The 18,512-nt window shown below is 61.4% G+C and carries 23 protein-coding genes and 4 tRNA genes; 16 read left to right on the forward strand and 11 right to left on the reverse strand.

The genetic code is table 11. The features are described from left to right. Nucleotides 1–50: 50 nt before the first annotated feature. Nucleotides 51–689, reverse strand: a complete 639-nt coding sequence (locus NMG46_RS07720) for a cupin domain-containing protein (RefSeq protein WP_254817122.1) — start codon at nucleotides 687–689, stop codon at nucleotides 51–53. Here NMG46_RS07720 and NMG46_RS29865 point away from each other — a divergent pair. Beyond that, on the forward strand, nucleotides 683–1,078 hold the full coding sequence (locus NMG46_RS29865; protein ID WP_368389283.1) for a hypothetical protein: 396 nt from the start codon (nucleotides 683–685) through the stop codon (nucleotides 1,076–1,078). The genes NMG46_RS07720 and NMG46_RS29865 overlap by 7 nt on opposite strands. A 204-nt stretch (nucleotides 1,079–1,282) precedes the next feature. On the opposite strand, the gene NMG46_RS07730 is transcribed toward NMG46_RS29865, so the two are convergent. The 4 genes from NMG46_RS07730 to NMG46_RS07740 form a co-directional block, all read right to left on the reverse strand. Next, entirely contained in the window at nucleotides 1,283–1,681 is a 399-nt protein-coding gene (locus NMG46_RS07730) for a GFA family protein (protein ID WP_254817123.1), read from the reverse strand. A 147-nt stretch (nucleotides 1,682–1,828) separates the two neighbouring features. After that, on the reverse strand, nucleotides 1,829–1,954 hold the full coding sequence (locus tag NMG46_RS29670; RefSeq protein ID WP_302894114.1) for a hypothetical protein: 126 nt from the start codon (nucleotides 1,952–1,954) through the stop codon (nucleotides 1,829–1,831). A 30-nt stretch (nucleotides 1,955–1,984) separates the two neighbouring features. Next, nucleotides 1,985–2,224, reverse strand: coding sequence for a hypothetical protein (locus NMG46_RS07735; protein WP_254817124.1), 240 nt, complete (start codon nucleotides 2,222–2,224; stop codon nucleotides 1,985–1,987). 153 nt (nucleotides 2,225–2,377) lie between these two features. Continuing rightward, nucleotides 2,378–2,453, reverse strand: a tRNA-Thr gene (locus NMG46_RS07740). 158 nt (nucleotides 2,454–2,611) lie between these two features. On the opposite strand from NMG46_RS07740, the gene NMG46_RS07745 reads away from it, so the two are divergent. Both NMG46_RS07745 and NMG46_RS07750 read left to right on the forward strand, forming a co-directional pair. Continuing rightward, nucleotides 2,612–2,779, forward strand: a complete 168-nt coding sequence (locus NMG46_RS07745) for a hypothetical protein (protein WP_254817125.1) — start codon at nucleotides 2,612–2,614, stop codon at nucleotides 2,777–2,779. Nucleotides 2,780–3,001: 222 nt separating this feature from the next. Next, complete coding sequence (locus tag NMG46_RS07750; protein ID WP_254817126.1) at nucleotides 3,002–3,358, forward strand: hypothetical protein; 357 nt, start codon at nucleotides 3,002–3,004, stop codon at nucleotides 3,356–3,358. Nucleotides 3,359–3,398: 40 nt separating this feature from the next. Here the strand turns inward: NMG46_RS07750 and bhcR are convergent, their stop codons facing one another. After that, a complete protein-coding gene (gene bhcR / locus NMG46_RS07755; RefSeq protein WP_254817127.1) occupies nucleotides 3,399–4,256 on the reverse strand; it encodes an HTH-type transcriptional regulator BhcR in 858 nt (285 codons plus the stop codon). 202 nt (nucleotides 4,257–4,458) lie between these two features. Here bhcR and gcl point away from each other — a divergent pair, with 202 nt between their 5' ends. The 3 genes from gcl to NMG46_RS07770 are packed head-to-tail and all read left to right on the forward strand — an operon-like array spanning nucleotide 4,459 to nucleotide 7,982. Next, entirely contained in the window at nucleotides 4,459–6,240 is a 1,782-nt protein-coding gene (gene gcl, locus NMG46_RS07760; protein WP_254817128.1) for a glyoxylate carboligase, read from the forward strand. A 23-nt stretch (nucleotides 6,241–6,263) separates the two neighbouring features. Next, nucleotides 6,264–7,055 (forward strand): hydroxypyruvate isomerase, encoded by a 792-nt coding sequence (hyi, locus tag NMG46_RS07765; RefSeq protein ID WP_254817129.1) that lies wholly within the window; start codon nucleotides 6,264–6,266, stop codon nucleotides 7,053–7,055. A 9-nt stretch (nucleotides 7,056–7,064) separates the two neighbouring features. After that, nucleotides 7,065–7,982 carry a 2-hydroxy-3-oxopropionate reductase gene (locus tag NMG46_RS07770; RefSeq protein WP_368389285.1) on the forward strand — a complete coding sequence of 306 codons (918 nt, stop codon included), beginning with the start codon at nucleotides 7,065–7,067 and terminating at the stop codon, nucleotides 7,980–7,982. A gap of 72 nt (nucleotides 7,983–8,054) precedes the next feature. Here the strand turns inward: NMG46_RS07770 and NMG46_RS07775 are convergent, their stop codons facing one another. After that, nucleotides 8,055–8,906 carry an RNA methyltransferase gene (locus NMG46_RS07775; RefSeq protein ID WP_254817131.1) on the reverse strand — a complete coding sequence of 284 codons (852 nt, stop codon included), beginning with the start codon at nucleotides 8,904–8,906 and terminating at the stop codon, nucleotides 8,055–8,057. A gap of 202 nt (nucleotides 8,907–9,108) precedes the next feature. Here NMG46_RS07775 and NMG46_RS07780 point away from each other — a divergent pair. Together NMG46_RS07780 and NMG46_RS07785 are read left to right on the forward strand one after the other, a co-directional pair. After that, nucleotides 9,109–9,193 (forward strand) — tRNA-Tyr (locus NMG46_RS07780). A gap of 67 nt (nucleotides 9,194–9,260) precedes the next feature. After that, nucleotides 9,261–9,334, forward strand: a tRNA-Gly gene (locus NMG46_RS07785). Between the two features lie 171 nt (nucleotides 9,335–9,505). Here NMG46_RS07785 and NMG46_RS07790 read toward each other — a convergent pair. Next, complete coding sequence (locus NMG46_RS07790; protein WP_254817132.1) at nucleotides 9,506–9,973, reverse strand: YidB family protein; 468 nt, start codon at nucleotides 9,971–9,973, stop codon at nucleotides 9,506–9,508. 159 nt (nucleotides 9,974–10,132) lie between these two features. Here NMG46_RS07790 and NMG46_RS07795 point away from each other — a divergent pair, with 159 nt between their 5' ends. Next, nucleotides 10,133–10,390: a GlsB/YeaQ/YmgE family stress response membrane protein gene (locus NMG46_RS07795; protein ID WP_254817133.1), complete on the forward strand. Its 258-nt coding sequence runs from the start codon at nucleotides 10,133–10,135 to the stop codon at nucleotides 10,388–10,390. Nucleotides 10,391–10,420: 30 nt separating this feature from the next. On the opposite strand, the gene NMG46_RS07800 is transcribed toward NMG46_RS07795, so the two are convergent. The 3 genes from NMG46_RS07800 to NMG46_RS07810 all read right to left on the reverse strand — a co-directional run bounded on the left by NMG46_RS07800 (nucleotide 10,421) and on the right by NMG46_RS07810 (nucleotide 12,588). Continuing rightward, nucleotides 10,421–11,098, reverse strand: a complete 678-nt coding sequence (locus NMG46_RS07800) for an N-acetylmuramoyl-L-alanine amidase (protein WP_254817134.1) — start codon at nucleotides 11,096–11,098, stop codon at nucleotides 10,421–10,423. Between the two features lie 103 nt (nucleotides 11,099–11,201). Then, nucleotides 11,202–11,657 (reverse strand): GFA family protein, encoded by a 456-nt coding sequence (locus NMG46_RS07805; protein ID WP_254817135.1) that lies wholly within the window; start codon nucleotides 11,655–11,657, stop codon nucleotides 11,202–11,204. A 43-nt stretch (nucleotides 11,658–11,700) separates the two neighbouring features. Next, complete coding sequence (locus NMG46_RS07810; RefSeq protein ID WP_352704860.1) at nucleotides 11,701–12,588, reverse strand: DMT family transporter; 888 nt, start codon at nucleotides 12,586–12,588, stop codon at nucleotides 11,701–11,703. Nucleotides 12,589–12,859: 271 nt separating this feature from the next. Here NMG46_RS07810 and tuf point away from each other — a divergent pair, with 271 nt between their 5' ends. The 7 genes from tuf to nusG all read left to right on the forward strand — a co-directional run bounded on the left by tuf (nucleotide 12,860) and on the right by nusG (nucleotide 18,418). Next, complete coding sequence (gene tuf, locus NMG46_RS07815; RefSeq protein ID WP_254817137.1) at nucleotides 12,860–14,035, forward strand: elongation factor Tu; 1,176 nt, start codon at nucleotides 12,860–12,862, stop codon at nucleotides 14,033–14,035. A 158-nt stretch (nucleotides 14,036–14,193) separates the two neighbouring features. Next, nucleotides 14,194–15,885, forward strand: coding sequence for a hypothetical protein (locus NMG46_RS07820; RefSeq protein WP_254817138.1), 1,692 nt, complete (start codon nucleotides 14,194–14,196; stop codon nucleotides 15,883–15,885). A gap of 136 nt (nucleotides 15,886–16,021) precedes the next feature. Beyond that, on the forward strand, nucleotides 16,022–16,498 hold the full coding sequence (locus NMG46_RS07825; RefSeq protein ID WP_254817139.1) for a group II truncated hemoglobin: 477 nt from the start codon (nucleotides 16,022–16,024) through the stop codon (nucleotides 16,496–16,498). Between the two features lie 129 nt (nucleotides 16,499–16,627). Further along, nucleotides 16,628–17,143 carry a hypothetical protein gene (locus tag NMG46_RS07830; protein WP_254817140.1) on the forward strand — a complete coding sequence of 172 codons (516 nt, stop codon included), beginning with the start codon at nucleotides 16,628–16,630 and terminating at the stop codon, nucleotides 17,141–17,143. Nucleotides 17,144–17,220: 77 nt separating this feature from the next. Further along, nucleotides 17,221–17,296, forward strand: a tRNA-Trp gene (locus tag NMG46_RS07835). Between the two features lie 363 nt (nucleotides 17,297–17,659). Continuing rightward, nucleotides 17,660–17,863: a preprotein translocase subunit SecE gene (secE, locus tag NMG46_RS07840; RefSeq protein WP_023680439.1), complete on the forward strand. Its 204-nt coding sequence runs from the start codon at nucleotides 17,660–17,662 to the stop codon at nucleotides 17,861–17,863. A gap of 27 nt (nucleotides 17,864–17,890) precedes the next feature. Next, on the forward strand, nucleotides 17,891–18,418 hold the full coding sequence (nusG, locus tag NMG46_RS07845; protein ID WP_006333333.1) for a transcription termination/antitermination protein NusG: 528 nt from the start codon (nucleotides 17,891–17,893) through the stop codon (nucleotides 18,416–18,418). The last annotated feature ends 94 nt before the right edge of the window (nucleotides 18,419–18,512 follow it).

An 18,512-nucleotide genomic window follows, 5' to 3' on the forward strand; every position in this document is an offset into this window, starting at 1 on the left:
CCTATGTATGGCAGCCGACAAAAATGCCGGGCGCGCTGCATCGACCCGGATCACCCGGCCTGTAGGCCTGCTCGAGCGAGGATTTCAGGCGCCGGCGTGACATGCCCGTGCGGCTTGCAATAGCCGGGGTCGATCGCGCGATAGCCAAGCAGATGGCCGAGTGGCGCCAGGATCCCCAGCGCCACTCGCTGAATCGCAGGTGGCGGGTGCGTGAAGACGATCACGTCGGCAAATTCCCTGGCGATGACCGCTGCCTGAAGCGGCGAAGGCCTCCCTTTTCTGTCCACCTTGCCGGCATTGGCCAGGCCGAAGAGCATGCCGATCAGCAGCGCGAAACGGTTCGGGTCGACATTGTCTGCACCTGGCGCCCGGTCGACTTCGACCAGCACATGCGCTTCTTCGGTTTTGCTGCTGTTCCACCAATCATGTGCGACGCCTGCTTCGACCGTGGCGGATTGGCCAGGCCCCAGGGACAAAGTCTTCCCGGCGATGCGAGCGTCGAGCCGGCCGCCGAGGACGGCAAACCGCTCCGTCAGGTTCGGGTGGTAGTGCTCGCCCACCACTGCGGCTCCCGGTCGGGCGGTCAGATGAGCGATGCCAGGTCCCTGGCCGCGGTCTTCGGTGCCACGCAGGATGACGGCATATTCGCCGGTCACCTTGTTCTCGTAGACATCTCCACAGCGTGACATGGATCGGCTCCGGAGTTTCAGACCACCAGGGCCCGGCAAGTTACCGTCAAAGGGTTGGTCGTTCAACGACGCTCGACCGGGCGATTGCGGAAACACTAGTTGCCGGCTCTTCGTCAACGCGGGCGATCAGCGCTCTACCGGACATGCTTTGGCGGCCGCGCTCGTGGAAACGGCACGACCGTCAGTGGCGCCTTGCGGAATTCCGCGATGGCTATTTCTTCAATCAGCGCGTCGAGGGCCTCGTTGACGCGTCGGCTCGTTTCATCCGCGCCGTAGAGGCGGTTTTGTGCGCATTCCAAAAGTTCGCGTGCCGCGGCGAAATCACTTCGCATGACAACACCCTTTGGTTTTTGGCCCGCCGCACGGCCATTGTCGGCGCGCTTAATTGAGCGAGCGCTAATATACACTGGAGCAATTTAATCGAATGCTGTTAAGTGGCCGTCGGGAGGCGGGACGAACCTATGGCCCAGCAAAAAGCAAGACAGGAATGAGCTCGGCGTCTCTTGGTAGGAGATGCTTGAGCCCGATCTGGTTCAGGCTAAGCCGGCAATTTCACGGGAACTTTCTGGCGATCCCGACGCTTCCGGTACGTCCTAATCTTTCGTATAGTCAGGCCCAAAACGGGTCGGCAGGTTGTCGGCGAGTTTCAACCAAGGGAGCTTCTCCTCAAAAGCGACATGCAGCGTAGGTGCAAATTTTTCGGGCTCCTCCATCGCCGCCGCAAAAAAATGCATGACATCAGACATGTTCTTTGAGCGGAAGGACAGCGGCGTGCCACAGTGATCGCAAAATGTTCTTTCCACACCGGGAGAAGAGTCGAATACCTTCGGTAGCTTGCCCAGCCATCGCCATTGGCCGTTCAAGACGCCAATATAGGTGGTCATCGGCGCAGAACATTGCCGCCGACAACTTTCACAATGACAGACCACGCAGGCCTGTGCCGGACCGTCGACTTCAAATGCAATAGCGCCGCATAAGCAATGACCACGCATGCAAATACTCCTCGAGTCAACAAGGACAGCTTCATGCCTGGGCGTGAGGGAGGCGCCATGAAATGCGCCGAGCTGGCGCCCAATTCCGACATTCGGCGCTGGCGATTGTCCTCGCGTGCGCGAGGCGTTGCCTCCAAGCTGCCTTCACTATCGCCTTTGCGGCATATTGAAATGTTCGTAGAGTTTCTCCGCCAGGCCGCTGGCGCCAAAGCCCGTCAATACCGATGAAAGTGCCAGCGGCGCCTTTTTGTCGAGCATGGCCTTGGCGATCATCAGATCGTCGCTTCGCTTATGAGTCTCAGCCTAATACGATCTTGGGCGGCTTAAGAATTCTCTGGCGGCGGCAATCTGGCGTCGATGCTCGCGAAGGAATGCCGCGCCGAAGCAAATGGCGAATGCCAGTACCGAAAGGCTTGTCGTTGCTCTTGATGCAGGATCAGGATCGGGACTTATCAGGAAACGGAAGCCGAACGCGAAGGCGAAGACGACAACGCCACCAAACATGCCGCTGACGAAGGGGGCGGTCGTGCGTTTCTGCTCCAACGACAACTCCTAGGTTTTCCGCTAGGGAACTATGGTTTCCGCCAGGGAATATATGCGTTGAAGCTGATGTGCTACCGATCCTGACGGCCTCGGCCTGTGGATATCGGGGATGAGCAGATATCAAGCGCCCCGGAGGTCTCAAGAAGCCCGTGCTGGTGCCCCCGGACGGGATCGAACCGCCGACCTTCGGTTTACAAAACCGCTGCTCTACCAGCTGAGCTACAAGGGCACGGCGCTCCGGTTAGCATATTTGCTGCGCCAGTAAAGACAAAACTCCGTTTTTCGGTTCCCGGCGACCGCGCCGGTTCTGCCGCCAGGGCGTCCTGAAAACGGCCAATTCGCTTCCTATATTGATCGAAGGTGCAATCGCATCAGCGAGGCAGTCGCATGATCAGGTTTGTCATCATTCTCCCGCTCGTCCTCGTGGCGTGGGTTCTCCTGGTGAAGCTCATCAAGGATCTGAAGCGCGCCAATATCGACTGGACCGGCGTCACCACCATCGTTGGCTTCATCGCGCTCGCCTTCTGGCTTCGCCATATCACCGGCATGGGCTGAGGCCTGCCGATCGGTCCGGTGAACTGTCGACCAGCGCGACCGTTGGTGGTCGCGGCTGACAGTATCAGACTGGCGTCGCGCTCCGTCAGCTTCTCTGTCCTGTCGAACATCGCTTAAGGCGAGATCGGACGCCGCTTCAGCATTCGCCAACACTCTTGCCGATGTACAGGGATTTCCCGACAGCCTAATCTACGGCCGAGCCGAAACAGGGAGAGAGGGCGCTTGGGCGAGCACGATCCGAACGAGGAACCGATCGAGACGGTTTTCCGCAACGGCACAATCACCACCGTCGGCATCCTGCTGGCGTTCTCGCTGGGCTTCATCACGCATTGGGCCGCCAACCCGATACCATGGGAAATCTATCACCTGGTCGCCGTCGTGCCGATTTTGATCGGCATTGCCCTGCAGATACGAGCGCTGCGGTTGCTGCTCGACATAACGTCTCTACAACGGCGCGTTTATGAACGCGCCAATCGTATCTTCATTGCCGGCCTCATCTTCACCGCCTGCGGAGTTGGGCTGGCGATGCTGCTTGATTTCTACGACCTGTCGACCAAGAGCGCGGTGCCCGGGGGCTAGCTCTGGCCATCCTGGCAGATGTCGCACCATTCGGCGCTGGTCAGCGCTGCCATGCGCTCGGTTCGCTGCCAGGGCCGGGAGGGGTCGGCAGGCCGCCGATCATCCTCGTCACCTGCGCTGCTGCATCGCGCACCAGCGGGCCGATTTCGGCCAGCCGCTCCGGTGTGACCCGTACCGTCGGCCCGGAGACCGAGACGCCGCCGATCGGTTCGCCGAATTCGTTGAAGATGGCGGCGGCGACACAGCGCATACCTGGATGCCGCTCCTCGTCATCGACCGACCAGCCGCGCAGCTTGATCGTCACCAGATCGCGGGCGAGCGCCGAGATGTCGGACAACGTGTTTTCGGTGAAGCGCTCCAGCCCGGCCCGGCGCAGTATGGTGGCTACCCGTTCCGGCTCGAGATGCGCCAGCACCGCCTTGCCGATGCCCGAGGCATGGAAGGAACTGCGCGTGCCCGGCCGGAAGAAGGCGCGGATCGCCTGGTGCGTCTCGACCTGGCTGACGAAGACCACGCAATCGTCCTCGGCGACGCCGAGATTGGCGGTCTCGCCGGTCTTCTCCATCAATTCCTGCATGACGATACGGGCGCGGTCGACCAGCTTGCGGCGGCGCAGGAACGCTGCGCCCATGCGATAGGTCTCGACGCCGATCGACCACAGCTGGTCGGTGCCTTCGAACTCGACCATGCCATGGTTCTCCAGCGTCGTCAGCATGCGGTAGGCGGTGGATGCCGGCAGGCCGGAACTGGCGGCGATCTCGCTCAACGACAGGCCGCTGCCATCGGCGACGATTGCCAGGATGCGCAGCGCCCGGTCCAGCGACTGCACCGAGGCGGCTTCGGACGGCCCGCTGAAAGCGCGCGGCCGGCCGCGCTGGCGTTTTTCGGTGGTTTCCATCGGGCCATTCTTCGCTCTGTTCGCCCAACAAGCAATGAAAAAGTTTTTCACCGGCCGGCGAAGCGAATTTATGGAAAACAGAAAGGCCAATCAATTCAAGCAGCAAGAGCCGTTCCCTAGAAATGAAAAAATATTCTGGAAAAATTGAAAAATAATCGACGCACTGGCATCATCAGCCATCAACAATTCCGTGGAGGCTGACATGGCCAAGATGCGCGCAGTCGACGCAGCCGTTCTCGTTCTTGAAAAGGAAGGCATCTCCTGTGCCTTCGGCGTGCCAGGTGCGGCGATCAACCCGCTTTATTCGGCGCTGAAGGCAAGGGGCAGCATCCGCCACATCCTTGCGCGGCACGTCGAGGCGGCCTCGCATATGGCCGAAGGGTTTACCCGCGCCAGATCGGGCAATATCGGTCTGTGCATCGGCACTTCGGGTCCCGCCGGCACCGACATGATCACCGGCCTCTATTCGGCCGCCGCCGATTCTATCCCGATCCTCTGCATCACCGGGCAGGCGCCGCGCGCACGTCTCAACAAGGAGGATTTTCAGGCCGTCGACATCGCGGCCATCGCCGCACCCGTGGCCAAATGGGCTGTTACCGTCATGGAGCCCTATCTGGTGCCGATGGCGCTGCAGAAGGCGTTCCATCTGATGCGCTCGTCGCGGCCGGGGCCGGTGCTGGTCGACCTGCCGGTCGATGTGCAACTGGCGGAGATCGAGTTCGACATCGATGCCTACGAGCCGCTGGTGCCGTTCAAGCCGGCAATGTCGCGCGCTCAGGCGGAGAAGGCGCTGAAGATGCTCGACGCGGCGGAAAAGCCTGTGATCGTCGCCGGCGGCGGCATTATCAACGCCGATGCGTCGGACCTGTTGATAGAATTCGCCGAAGTCACCGGCGTGCCTGTCATTCCGACGCTGATGGGCTGGGGCGCGATCCCCGACGACCACCGCCTGATGGCCGGCATGTGCGGACTGCAGACCTCGCATCGCTACGGCAATGCGACGATGCTCGAGGCCGATTTCGTTTTCGGCATCGGCAACCGCTGGGCCAACCGCCACACCGGTTCGGTCGATGTCTACACCAAGGGCAAGAAGTTCGTCCACGTCGATATCGAGCCGACGCAGATCGGCCGCGTCTTCGCACCGGACCTTGGCGTCGTCTCGGATGCCGGTGCGGCGCTTAAGATGCTGCTCGACGTCGCCACCGAATGGAGGACCGCCGGGAAATTGCGCGACTGGTCGGGCTGGGCCGGCGAATGCCGGCAGCGCAAGAAGACGATGAAGCGCAAGACCCATTTCGACCAGGTGCCGCTGAAGCCGCAGCGCGTCTATGAGGAGATGAACAAGGCGTTCGGCCGCGACACCACCTATGTCACCACGATCGGCCTGTCGCAGATCGCCGGGGCGCAGTTCCTGCACGTCTATAAGCCGCGCAACTGGATCAATTGCGGCCAGGCCGGGCCGCTCGGCTGGACATTGCCGGCAGCGCTCGGCGTTCGCGCCGCCGATCCGGACCGCACCATTGTGGCATTGTCCGGCGACTATGATTTCCAGTTCATGATCGAGGAACTGGCGGCCGGCGCGCAGCACAGATTGCCCTACATCCATGTCGTGGTGAACAACGCCTATCTCGGGCTGATCCGCCAGGCGCAGCGCGGCTTTTCGATGGATTTCGAAGTTAGCCTGGCTTTCGAGAACGTCAATCGACAGGGCGATGCCGAAGCTGGCTATGGCGTCGATCACGTCGCCGTTGCCGAGGCGATGGGCTGTAAGGCGGTCCGGGTGCGCCGGCCGGAGGAGTTCGCCGGTGCCTTCGAAGAGGCAAAGCGCCTGATGGACGAGCACCAGGTTCCGGTGGTGCTCGAATTCATCCTCGAGCGCGCCACCAACGTTTCGATGGGTACCGAAATCGACAAGATCACCGAATTCGAGGAGCTTGCCGAGCGCCATGAAGATGCCCCCACGGCGATCGTCATGCTCGATTAAGCCGCATATGAGGAACTACTGCCATGCCACGGTTTTCAGCCAATCTTTCGATGCTCTTTGGCGAGCATGACTTTCTCGACCGCTTCGATGCCGCTGCCCGCGCCGGCTTTAAGGGCGTCGAGTACATCGGTCCCTATGACCATGCTCCGGATGTCGTCGCGGCCAGGTTGAAGAAGAACGGGTTGAGGCAGGTCCTGTTCAACCTGCCTGCCGGCGACTGGGCCAAGGGCGAGCGCGGCATTGCGATCCTGCCGGACCGCATCCCGGAGTTCCGGCAAGGCATTGCCAAGGTCGTCACCTATGCGCACGCGCTCGGCTGCGAGCAGGTCAATTGCCTCGCCGGCATCGCGCCGCAGGGCGTCGATCACTCAGTGCTGGAAGACGTCTTCGCCGAAAATCTGGCTTTCGCGGCGGAAAAGCTGGAGCAGGCCGGCATCAGGCTGCTGATCGAGCCGATCAACACCCGCGACATTCCGGGCTTCTTCCTGAATTACTCAGATCAGGCCCTGGCGCTGATCGACCGCGTCGGCTCGAAGAACCTGTTCCTGCAATACGACATCTATCACATGCAGATCATGGAGGGGGATCTCGCCCGTACCATCGAGGCAAACCTCGACCGCATCGCGCATATCCAGCTTGCGGATAATCCCGGCCGTCATGAGCCGGGGACGGGCGAGATCAATTTTCCCTTCCTGTACAACCACATCGACCGCATCGGTTATTTCGGCTGGGTCGGGGCGGAATACAAGCCGAAGGGCGGAACGGAAGCCGGGCTGGGCTGGTTTCGGGAGTTGGCCGGGCAGGCGGCGGCGTAGACGCTACGCATCGCCGCCTTACAAGAAACGGAGAAAGACATGGAAACCATCGGCTTTATCGGCCTCGGCATCATGGGTGCGCCGATGGCGGGGCATCTGCTCGACGCGGGCTACACCGTCGTCGCCAGCGATCATCGCCCGAAGCCTCCGGCCGATCTCGTCGCCAAGGGTCTGAAGACCGTCTCTGGCCACAGCGCCGTCGCGAAAATGGCCGACATCATCATCACCATGGTTCCCGATACGCCGCAGGTCGCCGATGTGCTGTTCGGCGAAAACGGCGTCGCGTCCGGGCTGACAAGGGGTAAGCTGGTCATCGACATGAGCTCGATCTCGCCGATCGAGACCAAGGAATTCGCAAAAAGGATCAACGATGTCGGCTGCGACTACCTCGATGCGCCGGTGTCGGGCGGCGAGGTCGGCGCCAAGGCTGCGTCGCTGACCATCATGGTCGGCGGCGAGGAAAGGGCCTTCGAACGCGCCAGGCCCATCTTCGAGAAGTTGGGCAAGAATATCACTTTGGTCGGACCGAACGGCGTCGGCCAGATTACCAAGGTCGCCAATCAGATCGTCGTCGCCCTGACCATCGAGGCCGTCGCCGAAGCGCTTGTCTTTGCTTCAAAAGCCGGTGCCGATCCAGCCAAGGTGCGGCAGGCGCTGATGGGCGGATTGGCCGCCTCGCGCATCCTCGAAGTGCATGGCGAGCGCATGATCAAACGCAGCTTCGCGCCGGGCTTCCGCATCGAACTGCACCAGAAGGATCTCAATCTCGCTCTCGAAGGCGCCAAGGCGCTCGGCGTCGCCCTGCCCAACACCTCGACGACACAGCAACTGTTCAACTCCTGCGCGGCGAATGGCGGGGCCAAGGAGGATCACTCGGCGCTGGTCAGGGCGCTGGAGCGGATGGCGGGATGTGAAGTGGGTGAATAGCGAGTAGCGAGTAGTAAATAGCACTGAGTAATTGGTAATGAGTTGGTCACGACCTACGTGCAGTCTCACCATTCACTCTTTCAAAAATTTCCTTGCCGCATAAAGGCTCACCGCCGCGGCATTCGACACGTTGAGCGAGCGGATGGCGCCGGGCATGTCTAGCCGGGCAAGCGTCGTCACCGTTTCGCGCGTCTTCTGGCGCAGGCCTTTGCCCTCGGCGCCAAGCACCAATGCGATCTTTTCTCCCGAAAAACTCTTTTCGAGCTCCGCCGGACCGTCCGAATCCAGCCCTATCGTCTGAAACCCGGCCTCGTGCAGTTGGCCGAGTGCGTCGGCGAGGTTCTTCACCTCGATCTGATCGATGTGCTCCAGCGCGCCGGAAGCCGACTTCGCCAGCACGCCGGATTCCTGTGGGCTGTGGCGCGCCGTGGTGATCAGCGCGCCGGCGCCGAAAGCGACCGCCGAGCGCAGGATCGCGCCGACATTGTGCGGATCGGTGATCTGATCGAGCACCAGCACCAGCCTGGTGTCGCCAAGCGCATCGAGGCGCTTGGGTTTTAGCGGCTCGGCCTCGATCAGCACGCCCTGATGCACGGCATCCGAGCCGCTGACCTTGTCGATGTCCTTCGGCTCGACCAGTTCCGCCTTGAAGGGCAAAGCGGCAAGATCGGCGATTGCCAGGCGCTCGGCAGCGTTGCGCGTCACCAGCATTTTTTTGATCTTGCGGCGCGGATTGTCGAGCGCCGCCCGCACCGTGTGCAGCCCGTAGAGCCGCACCAGCCCGTCCGCGGCGGTCTCGCCGGGCGGCACCGGCTGGCGTGGCCTGAACGCCGGCGCGCCGCCGCTCTTCTCGTCGCGATGCGCACGGCGCAGCTTGGCGTAGTGGGTGTCTTTCGGGGTCTTGGATTTGTTATCGTTGCTCATGGCCGGCTTCTATAGCCGTGTCGTCCGGTCATGGATACAGCCGCACAAGCTGCTTGTCGGGCGAGGTGTGAAATTCAGCGCTTTTTGCCGGGATGTTGCGGTTGACAGTTTTGGACGCTCCCGCCATAAGGCGCTGCGCGGAAAGGCTGCTTTGGCGGCCGCGACGCGTCGATGCCTCGTTGCATGGCTCCGGCGGCAGACTGGAGAGGTGCCCGAGTGGTTAAAGGGGACGGACTGTAAATCCGTTGGCTATGCCTACGTTGGTTCAAATCCAACCCTCTCCACCACTGCCGGCCCGGAAGCCCTGAAACGCAGCGCGAGCGTCGGAGCGGATCCGATGCTTGACTGAAAGGCGCGGGTATAGCTCAGTGGTAGAGCAGCAGCCTTCCAAGCTGAATATGCGGGTTCGATTCCCGCTACCCGCTCCAGATTTCCCCAGGCCACGGCGCACTTCGCGCACGATCCCGAAGCAGGCAGCGCCAGCGAAGCGCTTGCCGATAGTTCAAAGTGTTCGATGCGCGTCCCGAAGGACGCGCATCTTAATCTGTGTTTTACGCATATCGTTGTCCCGAACCGCGGGCGGCGCTGGGCGACAGGCGTCAGCTCGCGAATTTGCTGAATATGGACGCGAGCTGGTTCTGCTGCGGCACTTGCCCGTTCGGCGTCAGCTGGTCGACAAGTCCCGGCAAGGCCGCGGACAATTGCTGGAGCAATTCCTGCTGATTCAGGCCCGTCCTTTGCGCGATCTCCTGAATGATTTGCGGCCCGAGAGCGCTGCCCAGATCGTTGGGGTTGATCGGCTGGTTCTGACCGGTGCCGACCCACGAATTGGCGACGTTGCCGTGGCCGGCGTCCTTCAGTTTGTCGAGCAGGCCGCCCAGACCGCCAAGCAGTCCGCCGTCGGCGGATGCGGTTGTATCAGGCGGGACGGGGGCAGGGCTCTGCGCTGCCTCCGGCTGGGCGGAACTTCCACTGCTCAGCATTTTTCCCACCAAAAGTGCGCCGAGCGCGATCATCAGCGGCTTGGCGACGTTGCCGCCGGGAACGGCATTGTCAAACAGTCCCATTGTGGATCTCCATGTCAAATTGCCCGTCCGCCTCCGACAATGACGCATTCATGGCGAATTTCAAGCCGGTTTGAGCTTTCCGTAATCATGATTCTCAAGTTGGCTTGAGCTTTGCTTAATAATGTGGAAGTAATCGGGTGCGGGGAACGGAGAGGAAAAATGTCAATATTAAGCTGGATTATTCTCGGCGTCATCGCCGGCTTCATAGGCAGCAAGATCGTCAATAAAAGCGGGCAGGGCCTGGTGCTCGATATCGTGCTTGGGATTGTCGGCGCTATCGTCGGCGGACTGATCTTCAGCGCCTTTGGTGCGTCGGGCGTTACGGGGCTGAACATCTATAGTCTGATAGTGGCCGTGATAGGCGCGATAGTTGTCCTGTGGGCTTATCACCAGTTTACCGGCAGGCGGGCTCTTTAGAAACGGGCAGATCGGCAGTTGCGCCGGCATTCACCCGAATGCCGAGCGCCTATCTACCCTTTTGAGGATCTGGCGGATCAGCGTGTTGAGGCCGGCTTCCAGCCCTCTCACCATGATCGGCCATAGTTCCTCCAGCAATCGCTGCCATACGGCATCGCGCCCAATCCTCACCGGCAGATTCGACATCTCGCCCATTGCCGCCGTCACGTCGCGACGCAGCCGCTCGCCACAGGCGCTTGCGCCGCTGATCGTCGGATCGAAGGGCAGCCGGGTGAAATCCCATTTTCCGCGCTGCTCGATGCCCAGATTGCTCTCGACTTCGGCATGCGACAGCACCGTTTTGGGCGTGACCTTGATGCGGTAATATTTGCAGAGTTCGGCGACAACCGCGGTCATCGCGTTCCACTGTGCCCTGGTCATCGGATAGCGGCCGGCATTGAACGGCCTTTCCTCCGCCCCGGCCATGCAGCAGAGCGAAACCCCGATCGAGCCGCCATTGCAGTTGAGCGTGTGCGCGGCATATCCCGGTTTTACCCGACCCGAGTTGAGCGCGATCGAAGACCGGCCCCTGACCAAACGGCCATTCCCCTCGACCAGTATGTGATACGCATCCCTATCGGTATCGCCGGCCGAATGCGAGCCTGCCGTCCAATGGCAAACGACGCGCTTCATCGCAACATTGGGCAGCCAGTCGGGCGGCAATGCCACAGAAATCTCCGCGACATAAGTCAGTGACGGAGCACAGTATAGTTTCCTTGGCGGCGGACGCGAAAACGAAACGATAGTTTGGTTGAGCGTTTCTAACGGTCAGTTATTCGCCGGCATCTTCGGCGACCGCGTGTTCTCTGTATTGCGGCAGATCGTCGGTGATCGTGAACCACTTCGCCTTGGAGCCGACGAAGATGTGCTGCGTCGGGCGGATGGCTGGCTCGTCGACGAGGCTTCCCATGGCGACATGCACGAAGGCACCGTCGCGGACCACCGAATAGAGCAACGAGCCGCATGTCTTGCAGTGCGCGTCATGGCCGGTTTCGTCGCCGAAGATCGTGAGATTGTCCTCGCCCCTCGTCAGGCTCAGCCTGTCCCGCTCGATGCCGGCGAACGGCTTGAAGGCCGAACCGGTGGTGCGCCGGCAGTTCGAGCAGTGGCAGTTCGCGGCATAGACGAACGCGTCCGCCACCGCGTACTGAACGGCGCCGCACAGGCATTTTCCGGCGAGCATGCGGTTGCTTGCATTCTGGTTGTTTCCGTTCTCCGGGCTTGCCATACGCTTCTCCACTCAGGCGATTGTCCCTACGCCGTTTCCAGCTCTAGGCGACGACGGTTAGCCGGCGCTTGCGCTCGTCGAGCGAGACGATGGTCAACCCGCTGGCCACGACCAGCAGGATGCCGCAGATGGCCAGCGCATTCGGGAGCTGCCGGAAAACCACCAGGCCTGAAATCACCGCCCAGACGGTAAAGCAATAGTAGAACGGCGCCACTACGCTGGTCGGCCCGACACGATAGGCCATGAAAATGAAGAAGTGGCCGAAGATCAGGAACAGTCCGGCGCCGCCCATCAGCAGCAGGTGACGGGTTTCAGGCACCACCCACTGCTCGGAAACCAGGTGCGCAACGCCGGCGCCGGCGAGCACCACAATCACCGCGGAAATAGCCACGACCATTCCCGGCACGTCGGCGGCGACCTTGCGCCCGGCCAGATCGCGCGCCGCGGACAGGGCTGCATTGCCGAGCGCCAGCAGGGCGTAAACCGAAATCCCCTGCATCGTCGGTTGTGCCACCATCACCGCGCCGACAAAGCCGAGCCCGATCAGCGCCAGGCGTACCCCGCCGATCCGTTCGCCAAACAGCATCGAGGAGCCGACCAGCATCAGCAAGGGCGTGATCTGTCCGAGCGCGGTGGAGTCGGCGATCTGCATGTTGGCGAGCGCCACCACGTAGCAAAGGATCGCACCCAGTTCGAGCAGGTTCCTGCGCAAAACCGTCGCATCGAGGATCAGCGGGATCTGCTTGCCATAGCCCAGCATGAACAGCAGCGGAATGCCCCACAACGTTGCCGCAGCGCCGCGCAGGAACAGCACCTCATAGGGCGGCAGTCCCGCGGTTGCGAGCTTCATCATCGTGTCGTTGACGATGTAGGACCCGGTCGAAACGACCATGAACAGCGGGCCTCGTATGGCAGTCGGGATGAAATGCATCGGCCCACGAAATCAGACCGGCGCCAAAGCGGCAATGGGCCAGATCCGTCTGTAAATCCGTCAAAGCCGTCAGCCGCCGCCGTAACCATTCCATTTGCCCTTGTTCGTTCCTATATCCGCGCCACATTCTCCGAAACCGGATCACGCGTTCGGGCGGGCGAGCGCGCTCGGCGACAAGGCACTTGTGTTTTTCGGCCTTAGTCGCTAATCGCCCCGCATTCGACTGAACTGAAGGTCCAGGCCGTCCCCAGGCCGTCCAAGGAAAGAGACTATGGCAAAAGGTAAATTCGAGCGCACTAAGCCTCATGTGAACATTGGCACGATTGGTCACGTCGACCATGGCAAGACGTCGCTGACGGCGGCGATCACCAAGTATTTTGGCGAATACAAGCGCTACGACCAGATCGATGCGGCGCCCGAAGAGAAGGCGCGCGGCATCACCATTTCGACGGCGCATGTCGAATACGAGACCGCCAACCGCCACTATGCCCATGTCGATTGCCCCGGCCACGCCGACTATGTGAAGAACATGATCACCGGTGCCGCGCAGATGGACGGCGCGATCCTGGTGGTGTCGGCCGCCGACGGCCCGATGCCGCAGACCCGCGAGCACATCCTTTTGGCCCGCCAGGTCGGCGTGCCCTCGATCGTGGTGTTTTTGAACAAGGTCGACCAGGTCGACGACGCCGAGCTGCTCGAGTTGGTCGAGCTCGAGGTGCGCGAGCTTTTGACCAAGAACGAGTTTCCCGGCGACGACATTCCGATCGTCAAGGGTTCGGCGCTTGCCGCCCTTGAAGATTCTGACAAGAAGATCGGCGAGGACGCCATCCGCGAACTGATGGCTGCGGTCGATGCCTACATTCCGACGCCGGTTCGCCCGCTCGACAAGCCGTTCCTGATGCCGATCGAGGACGTGTTCTCGATCTCGGGCCGTGGCACGGTGGTGACCGGCCGCGTCGAGCGCGGCGTCGTCAAGGTCGGCGAGGAGCTGGAGATCGTCGGCATCCGTCCGACCACCAAGACGACCTGCACGGGCGTCGAGATGTTCCGCAAGCTGCTCGACCAGGGTCAGGCCGGCGACAACATCGGCGCGCTGTTGCGCGGTGTCGACCGTGAAGGCGTCGAGCGCGGCCAGGTCCTGGCCAAGCCCGGCACCGTCAAGCCGCACAAGAAGTTCGTTGCCGAAGCCTACATCCTGACCAAGGACGAGGGCGGCCGCCATACGCCGTTCTTCACCAACTACCGTCCGCAGTTCTACTTCCGCACGACGGACGTGACCGGCATCGTGTCGCTGCCGGAAGGCACCGAGATGGTGATGCCGGGCGACAACATCACCGTCGATGTCGAGCTGATCGTGCCGATCGCCATGGAAGAGAAGCTGCGCTTCGCCATCCGTGAAGGCGGCCGCACCGTCGGTGCCGGCATCGTCGTCACCATCAAAGAATAATCGTCACGCTGCCGGTTGAGATCGGATGCGAAAGGGCGGTCTTCGGGCCGCCCTTTTTGATTCTGATATTCCGGCAATGGATTAACCGCATTGCCTTAAATCCTGTTGCAAGCGCCTCTGCCATAACTAGTATAGGTTGCATCGAGGGGGCTGCCCAAATGGTTCCATGGCGCCGTTTGCATAGCCAGGCATGGTGGACGCTAGGCCTGATCTGCCTGGTGTCGTTGCTTGCCATGGGCCACGCTGCCTTCGCGGCGGATGCAAAAAAATCCACGCCGGAAAAATCCACGCCGGATTTCGGCCCGACGATGCGGTTCGTCGTCGTCCGCAGCAGCGCGCCGGGCTGCGAGCCGACCTGTCCGGAATGGATATCGGCGGAAGGCTCGATTGAAGCCGGCACGCCGGCCCTTTTCAAGCGCACGCTTAAGGCGCTTGGCGCCCGAAAGCTGCCGATCGTCGTCGATTCCCCCGGCGGCAACGTCGAAGCGGCGCTGACACTTGGCCGCCTGATCCGCAAGAACAAGCTCGATATCGCCGTCGGCAAAACCCGCTTCGCCGGCTGCCTGCCGGATATGAAGAACTGCAAGGAAAACGACGGCAAAGGCGCCCGTTATTTCGGCGATGCCTATGGCAACGGCGCCATCTGCAATTCCGCCTGCCCGTTGATGTTTTCCGGTGGCATCCGGCGCGTGGTCGGGGAGTGGGCCTTTCTCGGCGTCCATCAGATCACCACGACCTATATCCGGACGAAACTGCTGTACCGCACCACCTACCGCATGGTGAAAGGCAAGAAGAAGATACTCAGTACCAGGGTCGTCAGCCGGAAGAACGCGGGCAGCTACAAGACCTACGAAATGAACAAACCGCTGGAGCGGAAGCTGGCGGCCTATCTGAAGGAGATGGGCGTCGGCCTGGGCGTGCTTGAGACCATGAAAAGCACGCCGGCCAGCGGCATCCAGCAACTGATTCCCTACGATATGCTGCAAATGAATCTCGTCACCAGTCTGGATGCCGTCGACCTGCTGACCGCGCCGACCCTGTGCAAATCCGATCCGTTGCCGGCGAGTTGCAGGGAAGTGCCGGCGCCGGCGAATATCGCGAAGCCGGCCGGGCAAGTGGTGGCGAGCGCCGAGCCTGCACCTCTGGGGCTCGAAACCCCGCCTGCGAAGGAGGTCGCTGACATGCGCTTCGTCCTGGTCCGCGGCAGCAACCCGCTATGCAATCCCAATTGCCCGGAATGGATCTCGGCCGAAGGCACGATTACCGCTGACACGGCCGAAAAATTGCGCCAACTGCTTGATAGCGTCGGCGACCGGCGCCTGCCCATCGTAGTCAGTTCGCCGGGTGGCGACGTGCTCGGTGCTTTGGCGGCCGGAAGGCTGATCCGCGAACGTAAACTCGACGTCGCCGTGGCGCGGACGGATTTCATTGGCTGCGAGCCGCGGCAGGCCGACTGCTCGGCCGAAGACGGCGTCTACAACGGACTGACGGTCGATGCCGGCGGCGAGTGCGGCTCGGCCTGCCCGATCATGCTCGCCGGCGGTGTCAAACGCCTGGTCGGCCCGCGTGCACAGTTGAGCGTGCATTCGATGGGCTTCGAGCAGCGGGTCAAGGCCTATCTCGAGGACATGACTGTTGGACCCGGCATGTTCTCGGCGATGCAATCGGCGCAATACTCGCGCTACCGGCACCTTGAACCAGAGATGATGCTGAAAGTCGGGCTGACGACCGGGCCTGGGTCCGCGGACGAATTGACCGGGCCTGGCATCTGCAGATCGGAGCCAAGGCCGGAGAACTGCCGCGAGATCTCGGGCGCCAAGGCTCAGGCCACCACGCCGGTCAAGTCGTAAGACCGGTCAAGTCGTAAGACCGGTCAAATCGTAAGACAGGCATGATAGCCGCGGCCGACTGGCCATCGAGGCAGGTTGAGCGGCGCTCGATATTTCCGCTATCGTCCAGCGAAGACCAGCATGGGAGGGACCGCGAATGAGCCATGATGTCCCGACATTGTTCGAATGGGCCGGCGGCTCCGAAGCGCTGAACCGCCTGACCCAAACCTTCTACGACAAAGTCGCTCGGGACCCCATCGTCGGACCGGTGTTCAAGCATATGTCGCCGGATCATCCCGCTCACGTCGCGGCTTTCATCGGCGAAGTTTTTGGCGGACCGAAAACCTACAGCGAAAAACATGGCGGCCATCGCGAGATGGTGATGCATCATCTCGGCAAGCATCTGACCGAGGAGCAGCGCCGGCGCTGGATCAATCTTCTTGCCGACGCCGCCGACGAGATCGGGTTGCCTGACGATCCCGAATTCCGCTCGGCCTTCATGGGCTATGTCGAATGGGGATCGCGGCTGGCCAAGATGAACTCCAACAAGGGCCCGACCTGCGATCCCGAGAGCGAACCAATGCCAACCTGGGGGGTGCCGGGCGGCCCCTACAAGCCGCCTTCGGGAGACTGACCGGGCATGAATCGGTCGAAAACCCTGCCGGCCAGGAAAACGGGTGGCTATGGAGGTTTCGGTCCTCCAGGCTAACGGTTTGAAGTCGCCGTCGACTGGCGGGGCCACACTGAGAACCTGAGACTTGCGATGAGATCGGAAGGCAAGAAAAGTTCAGACAGCGCCTTTGACAGCGGTCGCGGAACTCGAAATCCATTTGGCGTCATGGACGTCCCCACTCCCGACGACGAGGAGGTCTCGGCGTTCGCCGCCAGCGTGAAACTGGAGGGAACTGCAAGTGATGAAAACGCCGAAACGTGGGGCACCGAAAGCGACTGCAACAGCAACGACACCATCGACGGCAGCTGGTCCAGCCGATGGAACGGCGGTGCCGATCCCACAATTCCGGGCGATGCCGAGGATAAGTGGAAGTCCGGCCGGGGCGAGGTGAAAACGGCGGGAGAGAGAGTTTACCTATTGTTCGATTGGCATCATGGCGTGCGCAAAGGGCTGATCGATACGCGGCGCGAGGGTGCGAAAGGGCTGGTTGGAAAATATGTCAATCTGACCGACCCGAAAATCGTGCGTCCCTGGGTCGGCTTGATCGTCAGCAACCAGAGAATCGACGGGAAATGGCCGGGAGGACGCCTGGACTTCCGCAGATGAAGGCTGGGCAGCGCACGTCGCTCTTTACAGAGCGCGCGGAAGCTTTTAGGAAGCGCCTGCTGCGCCGACATGCGCATACGGGCATAGCTCAGTTGGTAGAGCGGCGGTCTCCAAAACCGCAGGTCGTAGGTTCGAGCCCTGCTGCCCGTGCCATTCTTTGAATGGATACCTAAAAACGATTCTTTGCAGTGCGGCCTTTGAAAATCGGCTTGTGACTTGCCATATAGCACAAGTTGCGGCATAAGGGCCGCATAGCCGGGACGGGACGACTGGATGGTTCCGAGGCGGCGTTTGGCCATAAAGCGGACACTTGCCACTTGCGTGGATCAAGAATCGGTTTTATGTAGACGAGACAGACACGCGACGCGTGGAGCTGGGAAGCCGGCTTTACGCGTCTGATTTGCATGGGCGAAATGATTGCGCTGATTCGGCGCGAACGCACGCTCAGGCGGCACGTCCCGGCCAGCGGGATCATCCAGGAGGCCCGGCCAACGGGTCTTGCAGACAGAGCGGCATATGGCTTCGAAAACCACAAATCCCTTCACCTTTCTCCAGCAGGTTCGCGCGGAGACCGCCAAGGTCACTTGGCCGTCGCGGCGCGAAACGATGATCTCGACGGTGATGGTGCTTGTGTTCGCGGTCATCGCGATGATCTTTTTCTTTACCGCAGACGTGGCCATGGGCTTTGCGGTCGAAAAAATCCTCGGCCTCGGACAGTAAGTCCGGCGATTACGGAGAAGTCTTGAAATGACCGCGCGGTGGTACATCGTCCACGCCTACTCGAACTTTGAAAAGAAGGTCGCCGAGGACATCGAGAACAAGGCCAAGCAGAAGGGCCTGTCCGCCGACATCGAGCAGATCGTGGTGCCGACCGAGAAGGTCGTCGAGATCCGCCGCGGCCGCAAGGTCGATGCCGAGCGCAAATTCTTTCCGGGCTATGTGCTGCTGAAGGCCAATCTGACCGACGCCGTGTTCTCGCTCGTCAAGAACACGCCGAAGGTTACCGGTTTCCTGGGCGACTCCAAGCCGGTGCCGATCACCGAAGCCGAGGCCCAGCGTATCCTGAACCAGGTTCAGGAGGGCGTCGAGCGGCCGAAGCCGTCGGTGACGTTCGAGATCGGCGAAGCGATCCGCGTTTCGGATGGACCATTCGCGTCCTTCAACGGTTTCGTCCAGGAAGTGGATGAGGAGCGGGCGCGGCTCAAGGTGGAAGTTTCGATCTTCGGGCGCGCTGTGCCGGTCGATCTGGAATTCGGACAGGTCGAGAAGGGCTGATCCGAAATCCCTGCACCGGTTTCGGCGGCAGGGAAGGCGGCGCGGAGATCGCGCGGCCAAAGCGGGTGGGAGGCGAATGCGGCTTTAGCCGGCC

Origin of the sequence: Mesorhizobium sp. LMG 17147 (genome assembly GCF_024297145.1) — a bacterium.
GTDB lineage: Bacteria > Pseudomonadota > Alphaproteobacteria > Rhizobiales > Rhizobiaceae > Mesorhizobium.

What these genes read in the sequence shown, in the direction of transcription:
- NMG46_RS07720 (WP_254817122.1), bottom strand. Translation starts at nt 689, where the DNA reads ATGTCACGCTGTGGAGATGTCTACGAGAACAAGGTGACCGGCGAATAT.
- NMG46_RS07730 (WP_254817123.1), bottom strand. Translation starts at nt 1,681, where the DNA reads ATGCGTGGTCATTGCTTATGCGGCGCTATTGCATTTGAAGTCGACGGT.
- NMG46_RS29670 (WP_302894114.1), bottom strand. Translation starts at nt 1,954, where the DNA reads ATGATCGCCAAGGCCATGCTCGACAAAAAGGCGCCGCTGGCACTTTCA.
- NMG46_RS07745 (WP_254817125.1), top strand. Translation starts at nt 2,612, where the DNA reads ATGATCAGGTTTGTCATCATTCTCCCGCTCGTCCTCGTGGCGTGGGTT.
- bhcR (WP_254817127.1), bottom strand. Translation starts at nt 4,256, where the DNA reads ATGGAAACCACCGAAAAACGCCAGCGCGGCCGGCCGCGCGCTTTCAGC.
- gcl (WP_254817128.1), top strand. Translation starts at nt 4,459, where the DNA reads ATGGCCAAGATGCGCGCAGTCGACGCAGCCGTTCTCGTTCTTGAAAAG.
- hyi (WP_254817129.1), top strand. Translation starts at nt 6,264, where the DNA reads ATGCCACGGTTTTCAGCCAATCTTTCGATGCTCTTTGGCGAGCATGAC.
- NMG46_RS07775 (WP_254817131.1), bottom strand. Translation starts at nt 8,906, where the DNA reads ATGAGCAACGATAACAAATCCAAGACCCCGAAAGACACCCACTACGCC.
- NMG46_RS07790 (WP_254817132.1), bottom strand. Translation starts at nt 9,973, where the DNA reads ATGGGACTGTTTGACAATGCCGTTCCCGGCGGCAACGTCGCCAAGCCG.
- NMG46_RS07795 (WP_254817133.1), top strand. Translation starts at nt 10,133, where the DNA reads ATGTCAATATTAAGCTGGATTATTCTCGGCGTCATCGCCGGCTTCATA.
- NMG46_RS07805 (WP_254817135.1), bottom strand. Translation starts at nt 11,657, where the DNA reads ATGGCAAGCCCGGAGAACGGAAACAACCAGAATGCAAGCAACCGCATG.
- NMG46_RS07810 (WP_352704860.1), bottom strand. Translation starts at nt 12,588, where the DNA reads ATGCATTTCATCCCGACTGCCATACGAGGCCCGCTGTTCATGGTCGTT.
- tuf (WP_254817137.1), top strand. Translation starts at nt 12,860, where the DNA reads ATGGCAAAAGGTAAATTCGAGCGCACTAAGCCTCATGTGAACATTGGC.
- NMG46_RS07820 (WP_254817138.1), top strand. Translation starts at nt 14,194, where the DNA reads ATGGTTCCATGGCGCCGTTTGCATAGCCAGGCATGGTGGACGCTAGGC.
- NMG46_RS07825 (WP_254817139.1), top strand. Translation starts at nt 16,022, where the DNA reads ATGAGCCATGATGTCCCGACATTGTTCGAATGGGCCGGCGGCTCCGAA.
- NMG46_RS07830 (WP_254817140.1), top strand. Translation starts at nt 16,628, where the DNA reads ATGAGATCGGAAGGCAAGAAAAGTTCAGACAGCGCCTTTGACAGCGGT.
- secE (WP_023680439.1), top strand. Translation starts at nt 17,660, where the DNA reads ATGGCTTCGAAAACCACAAATCCCTTCACCTTTCTCCAGCAGGTTCGC.
- nusG (WP_006333333.1), top strand. Translation starts at nt 17,891, where the DNA reads ATGACCGCGCGGTGGTACATCGTCCACGCCTACTCGAACTTTGAAAAG.